6 protein-coding genes are annotated in these 6,179 nt (G+C 69.0%); 1 reads left to right on the top strand and 5 read right to left on the bottom strand.

Translation table 11 applies throughout. The features are described 5' to 3' along the window. Positions 1-70: 70 nt before the first annotated feature. Genes OK17_RS10420 through OK17_RS10405 form a run of 4 tightly spaced genes read right to left on the bottom strand, consistent with a single transcriptional unit; the run spans position 71 to position 3,395 of the window. A complete protein-coding gene (locus tag OK17_RS10420; protein ID WP_461417408.1) occupies positions 71-874 on the bottom strand; it encodes a type III pantothenate kinase in 804 nt (267 codons plus the stop codon). A gap of 27 nt (positions 875-901) precedes the next feature. Beyond that, positions 902-1,342, bottom strand: coding sequence for an aspartate 1-decarboxylase (gene panD, locus OK17_RS10415; protein WP_040535733.1), 441 nt, complete (start codon positions 1,340-1,342; stop codon positions 902-904). Between the two features lie 2 nt (positions 1,343-1,344). Beyond that, positions 1,345-2,346 carry a pantoate--beta-alanine ligase gene (gene panC / locus OK17_RS10410; RefSeq protein ID WP_461417407.1) on the bottom strand — a complete coding sequence of 334 codons (1,002 nt, stop codon included), beginning with the start codon at positions 2,344-2,346 and terminating at the stop codon, positions 1,345-1,347. Then, on the bottom strand, positions 2,343-3,395 hold the full coding sequence (locus tag OK17_RS10405; RefSeq protein WP_232715527.1) for a Rossmann-like and DUF2520 domain-containing protein: 1,053 nt from the start codon (positions 3,393-3,395) through the stop codon (positions 2,343-2,345). Before OK17_RS10405 ends, panC begins: the two co-directional genes overlap by 4 nt. A 290-nt stretch (positions 3,396-3,685) precedes the next feature. On the opposite strand from OK17_RS10405, the gene OK17_RS10400 reads away from it, so the two are divergent. Then, positions 3,686-5,110, top strand: a complete 1,425-nt coding sequence (locus OK17_RS10400) for a serine/threonine-protein kinase (protein WP_461417406.1) — start codon at positions 3,686-3,688, stop codon at positions 5,108-5,110. Between the two features lie 250 nt (positions 5,111-5,360). On the opposite strand, the gene OK17_RS10395 is transcribed toward OK17_RS10400, so the two are convergent. Beyond that, the gene (locus OK17_RS10395) at positions 5,361-6,146 is read right to left on the bottom strand and encodes a hypothetical protein (RefSeq protein WP_232715525.1); all 786 of its coding nucleotides are present in this window, start codon (positions 6,144-6,146) and stop codon (positions 5,361-5,363) included. Between the last annotated feature and the right edge of the window lie 33 nt (positions 6,147-6,179).

Genomic DNA, 6,179 nt, shown 5'->3' with positions numbered 1-6,179 from the left:
GGTGCGTCGCGCTCTTTCGGATCAGGCAGCAGGGGTGTGCTTTTCACGAACAAGCAGCAAGGTCAGGGATTCACTTGCCCCGCCGCGGATTCACCTTCGATCGCTCGTGGACGAGGCGTAGTCCTTCGAGGGTCAGGTGCGGGTGGTGGTCGGTGAGGGACCGGCACTCGTCGAACATGAGCGGGGCGAGGTAGCCGGTGGCGACCACGGTCACGTCGTCGCCGTCGAAGCCGGGCACGGTGTCGCAGACGCGGTCGACGAGGGCGTCTACCTGGCCGGCGAACCCGTACAGGATGCCCGACTGCAGGGCCTCGACCGTGTTCTTGCCGAGCACACTGCGCGGCGGCATCAACTCGACCTTGCGCACGGTCACGGTGTGCTCGGAGAGCGCCTCGACCGCCAGGTTCACGCCGGGGGCGATGGCGCCGCCGAGGAACTCACCCTTCGCCGACACGGCGTCGACGACGGTCGCGGTGCCGAATGCCACGACGATGCAGGGTCCGCCGTATTCGTGGTGTGCGGCAAGACAGTTGGAGACGCGGTCGGTGCCTACCTCTTTGGGGTTGTCCACCAACAGCGGGACACCGGTCCGCACACCGGGTTCGAGCAGGACGTGCGGTCCGTCGCCGAAATAACGGGGCAGCATGACGCGCAGCTCGCGCAGCAAGGACGGCACCGTCGACAGGGCACTGACCCCGGTGACCTGCTCGATGTCGGAGCCGAGCATGCCGCGGAAGACCCAGGCGAGTTCGTCGGCGGTGTAGTGCGGGTCGGTGTGGATTCGCCAATCACGCACCAGCCGTGCGTGATCCCCCGTCCCGGCATACGCGCCGATGTGGATGTTGGTGTTGCCGACGTCGACGGTGAGCAGCATCTATGGGCTCCGTGTCGTTCGCCGGCGTCAGACCGTCGCGTCGGCGAAGACCGGGCCGTCGAGCTGCCGCGGGTCGAGCAGACCCGAGCCCTCGGGAGCATGTGCCGGGTCGTCGCCGGATTCGAGGATGCGGTTGTGGTCGTCGACGAAGACGACGTTCGGCGAGTACTCCTTCAACTCGGCCTCGTTCAGCATGCCGTAGGCGATGATGATGACGAGGTCGCCGGGGTGCACGAGATGCGCTGCGGCGCCGTTGATCCCGATGACACCGCTGCCCCGCTCACCGGCGATCGCATAGGTCACCAGACGGGCGCCGTTGTCGATGTCGACGATCGTGACCTGTTCGCCCTCGAGCAGCCCCGCGGCATCGAGCAGATCCTGGTCGATCGTGACCGAACCGACGTAGTGCAGATCCGCCTGGGTCACAGTGGCGCGGTGGATCTTCGAGGTCATCATGGTGCGCAGCATGGTCATCGTCCCTCTGTCGTGGTGGTGGCGTTGTTCCAGGCGATTTCTTCTTCGAGTGCGGCGAGACCGCCGACGTTCACGCCGACGTTGTCGATGAGACGCGCCGTTCCGAGGCGTGCGGCGACGAGCAGCCGGGCGGCGCCCTTCTCCGGTGCCTCCTCCAGCTGGCGGCCGCGAAGTGCGAGGTACTCGACGTCGATCTCGGGAACGGTGTCGAGCACGGCCTGTGCCGCCGCGACGATCGCATCCGGTCCACCCTCGGCGGAATGGGCACCGGCGACCAACGCCGCCGACAACGTCGTGGCCAGCTCGCGCTGCTCGGGGGTCAGGTAGCGGTTGCGCGACGACATCGCCAGCCCGTCGGATTCGCGGACGGTCGGGACGCCGACGATCTCGACGTCGAGATCGAGGTCGGTGACCATCTGCTTGATCAGCACGAGCTGCTGATAATCCTTCTCGCCGAAGAAGGCGGCGTTGGGTCCGACGATGTTGAGCAGTTTGAGGACCACCGTCAGCATCCCGGCGAAATGCGTCGGGCGCGAGATGCCGTCGAGGATTCCGCCGGCTGCGCCGGGGTGCACCATCGTCCGCTGTCCATTGGGGTACATCGACGCGGCGTTGGGTGCGAAGACGAGTTCGACGCCGAGCGGCTCGAGCAGCGCGAGGTCGGCGTCGAGGGTGCGCGGATACGCGTCGAGGTCCTCGTTGGCGCCGAACTGCAGCGGGTTGACGAAGATCGAGACGACGACCACCGTGTTGCCCTTGGCCTTCGCCGCACGCACCAGTTGCAGATGGCCGGCGTGCAGGGCACCCATCGTCGGGACCAGCACCACGCGCTTGCCCGCCGCGCGCAGCGCCCGGGTCACCCGGGTCAGGGTGGCCGGTTCGCGGTGCACGGTCATCTGACCGGCATTGTAGGTCGGCGTCTCGTCGGACGGGACACTCACGGCATCTCCTTTGATCGGTGGTGTCTGATCGGTGGTCTGGAGCTCGGCGGTGCTCATCGCCCCTCCAGGAGGTCGAGGAGCGCGGCCGGGGCGTCGGTGCGCTCGGCGGCGCGGCGGGCGAGGGTCCGGTATGCCTCGGCGATCCCGTGATCGCCGGACCCGCCGGGCACGGCGCGGAGTGCGGCGAGGTGTCGTCGGACGGCCTCGGCGTCGCCGCGCGCCACCGGACCGGTGAGCGCCGCCGGGCCGAGTTCGAGCACGTTGTTCAACGACGCAGTCACGAGCGGGGTGAGGATCCGTTCGGCGAGCCGCGCACCACTGCCGTCGACGGTCGCGGCGTCGCGTCCGGAGTGGTCGATCGCGGCGTTCAGCGCGGTCACGGCGTCGGCGATCAACGCGATCAGGTGGTTGGCGCCGTGGGCGAGTGCCGCGTGGTAGAGCGTGCGATCGGTTTCGGCGATCCGCACCGGTTCGCCGCCCATCTCCAGCACGAGCGACGAGGCGATGGCCTCGCCGACCGGGTCGGCGGCGGTGATGGCGAAGCAGGAGTTGGTCAGCCGCGCGGTGTCCTCCGCGGAACCGACGAACGTCATCGCGGGATGCAGCGCCAGTCCGAGGGCCCCGCGGGCGGTGACCGGCGCGAGGATGTCCACGCCCTGGGCGCCGGCCGTGTGGGCGACGATCGTGCCGGGACGCAGCGCACCCGACGCCGCGATCTCGTCGACCACCGCGCCCAGCTGGGCATCCGGCACGCTGACCAGCAGCAGTTCCGAACGGGCGACGACTGCGTCGAGGTCGAGGATCTCCGAGTCCGGGAGACGTTGAGCGGCACGGGCCCGCGATTGAGGCGAGCGGGCGACGACCGCGCCGACGACGTGGCCGGCCTTCTCGAGGGCCTCGCCGAGTGCGGTCCCCACGCGTCCGGCGGACACGATGCCGACCGTGAGGCGGGCGGGGGCAGGCAGATTGGAGGTGCCGGGAAAGGGATCGGACCGGACCGGGTACGGGCGGTCACCGAACGCGTCCGCGGCAGTGCTGCCGTGGGCATCGTCGCCTCCGGTCGGCCGTGCGAACGGCACGCCGGGATCACCGGTCGGTGAGGTCACCGCTGTCCTCCATGGTTCGTTCCAGTCCCGCCTTCGCCGGATTCCGCGTGGACGGAGTTCTCTCCACGGCGGCCTCGGCACGGGTACCAGACGTTGCAGAGCAAGGGTAGGACTCTCGCGGCGATCCGGGCCACCTGTGTGACAGGTGTCACCCGGTGCTTCCGCCGGGTCCCGACAGCGGTAGCTGTCCGCCAGGCGACAGACGCGGCTGTGACCTGCGCCGGACCGGCGTACGCTGAGGCCGTCCGAGGCGTTCATCGTTCCATCGCCCGACCTCAGGGGGTCCGCAGATGAGCCTGGAAGCGGGTACCGAATTCGCCGGGTACACGATCGTGCGCAAGATCGGCGCCGGCGGCATGGGCGAGGTCTATCTCGCGCAACACCCCAGACTCCCCCGCCTCGACGTCATCAAGGTGCTCGCCGAGCACGTGTCCAACGATCCGACGTTCCGGGCACGCTTCACCCGCGAGGCCGACCTGGCCGCCCAACTCGACCATCCGTGCATCGTCAGCGTCTACGACCGCGGCGAGGTCGACGGCCGGCTGTGGATCTCGATGCAGTACGTGGCCGGCACCGATGCGGCGGCCCTCGTCAAGGCGTCCCCTGGAGGCCTTCCGCTCGACGACGTCGCGGCGGTGAGCGATTCGATCGGCGCCGCCCTCGACCATGCCCATCGCCACGGGCTGCTGCACCGCGACGTGAAGCCCGCCAACATCCTCATCAGCGCAACCGAATCCGACACCGGTGGCACGGAGGAGCGTCGTATCCGGTTGGCCGACTTCGGGATCGCACGCCAGACCGACGGGGGCACCTCGCTGACATCGGCCAACCTGGTGCTCGGTTCGTTCCCCTACTCGTCACCCGAGCAGCTCTCGGCGGAGACTCTCGACGCGCGCAGCGATGTCTACTCGTTGGCCTGCTCGGCCTTCGAACTGCTCACGGGCGCAGTCCCGTTCACGGCCCGCACACCGATGATGATGATCCATCACCACCTCACGACACCCCCGCCGGACGTGTCGTCCCTGCGCCGCGGCCTCCCGCCGGCGGTGTCGGAGGCGGTGCGCCACGGGTTGGCCAAGAATCCCGCGGACCGGCCGCCCTCGGCGGGCGCGTTCGCCGCCGAGTTCCGGCATGCAGTCGACACCACCGGATTCTTCCCCGCCCCACGTCCCGGTACTGCGAACTGGCGTGGTGCGCGGATGGGAGCGAGCACTCCGGTCCCAGCGCAGACCCAGACGATGCGTGTTCGCGGGACTTTGCCGCCGACCGAGGCCGCCGGCCTGACCACCGCACCGGTACCGGCACCACCCCGACCGCGGCCCGCCGACAGCGGGCACGTTCCGCCGGCGTCGTCGCACGGTCACGGCTTCCCCGCTGCATACTCGGAACTGCCCGGGCAGACTGTTCCCGGCCCAGCCCTCGAGTCGACGATGATCCGGGCCTCCGGCGACCTGCACGTGATCGAGCCCCCTCCACCCGAAACCGACCCGGCACGGTTCACCACGGCATCGCTGGCCTGCGGGATCGCGGCGGTGCCGCTCAGCGTCGTCGGAGGCTTCGGCCTGCCCGTCGGTGTTGCCGGTTGGTACCTCGCCGGACGCGGCCGCGCCTCCCCGGCGGCACGACTTGCCCGGACCCTGTGCGTCCTGGGGATGCTCCTCAGCCTCGGGTTACTCGGGTTCACCATCGTCCGGGCCATCGCCCTGCAGTTCTGACACCCGGGCGGGTGCCGCTGAAAAGCGCCCCTGAATTCTGCCCGGCGTCGAAAACCGCCCCTGAAAAGAACCCTCAGCAGCTCCGCCGACGACGCCAATCACTCGCGGAGGGATTCTGGAGGGCGGATACCAGGGGCGCTTTTCAGACCGGGGCGGTTCCCAGGGGCGCATTCCAGAGGCGGTTTTCAGACGGGGGTGGACGCTGTGGGCGCTTTTCAGCGGGGTCGACGCCCCGTGCCACGGCGGAGGGTCAGAGCTGGTCGTCGGTGTACGTCGTCGGCTCGGGTCGGTCCTGTCGCGCCAGCGCACCGATCACCGCGTCGACGATCCACAGCGTCACCACGCCGGCGATGATGTCGACGGCGTCGTCGAACGGCGACCGGAAACGCGGCGAGAAGGGATCGAGGACCTCGGCCGCGGGCACCCCGAGGAGATCGCCGGTGCTGTTCACGATCGTGTCCACCGGATTCGCCGCCCACCCCTCGTAGGCATTGATCGCGAGCAACGCGATGACCGGAATGGCGAGAACCCACCAGAATTGTCTCCGGCGTGCGATCGACCACGCGACGATCAGCAACACGACCCATGCGGGCATGTGCTCGGAGCAGAAATTGAGAATCCCGTATTCGCCCGAGCGGACCAGCACCGGCACCTGACCACCCCAGAAACCCAACGCCCCGATCGCCCCGACCGGGACCGCGATGGCCGCACGGACCACACTGCGTGACCAGAACGCGAGCACCAGGACCATGTACACGGGCATCAGCGCAGTGAGGGTCCAGATCAGGATCAGGCTCGTCGCCGGCCCGTTGGCGACATAGTCCGCGTAGTACTCCGGGAACGGGGTCTCGTTGAGTGGATCGAAGGTGAACAGCCACAACACCATCGGCCACCACGCGAGCAACGGCAGGAACAGCGACGCACTCACCAGCGACCGTTTGATCGCGGAGCCGCGGTCGGTGTGGCGGACCGGCACCCAAGCGGTGCCGGCCCGGTCGACCAGACCGGGCTCACCGCCTGCCAGAGCTCCGCTCATGCGGGCAGTCTAGGGCGATCGTCCAACTTCGAT

The sequence above is a fragment of the Gordonia sp. GN26 genome, assembly GCF_054823965.1.
The sequence above is the reverse complement of the archived record's forward strand: the minus strand, read 5'-3'. Positions and strand labels throughout refer to the sequence as shown.

Bases quoted from the DNA above. Each gene is read 5' to 3' on its own strand.
- OK17_RS10420 (WP_461417408.1), bottom strand. From the start codon at position 874: ATGCTGCTCACCGTCGACGTCGGCAACACCAACATCCACATCGGCGCG.
- panD (WP_040535733.1), bottom strand. From the start codon at position 1,342: ATGCTGCGCACCATGATGACCTCGAAGATCCACCGCGCCACTGTGACC.
- panC (WP_461417407.1), bottom strand. From the start codon at position 2,346: ATGAGCACCGCCGAGCTCCAGACCACCGATCAGACACCACCGATCAAA.
- OK17_RS10400 (WP_461417406.1), top strand. From the start codon at position 3,686: ATGAGCCTGGAAGCGGGTACCGAATTCGCCGGGTACACGATCGTGCGC.
- OK17_RS10395 (WP_232715525.1), bottom strand. From the start codon at position 6,146: ATGAGCGGAGCTCTGGCAGGCGGTGAGCCCGGTCTGGTCGACCGGGCC.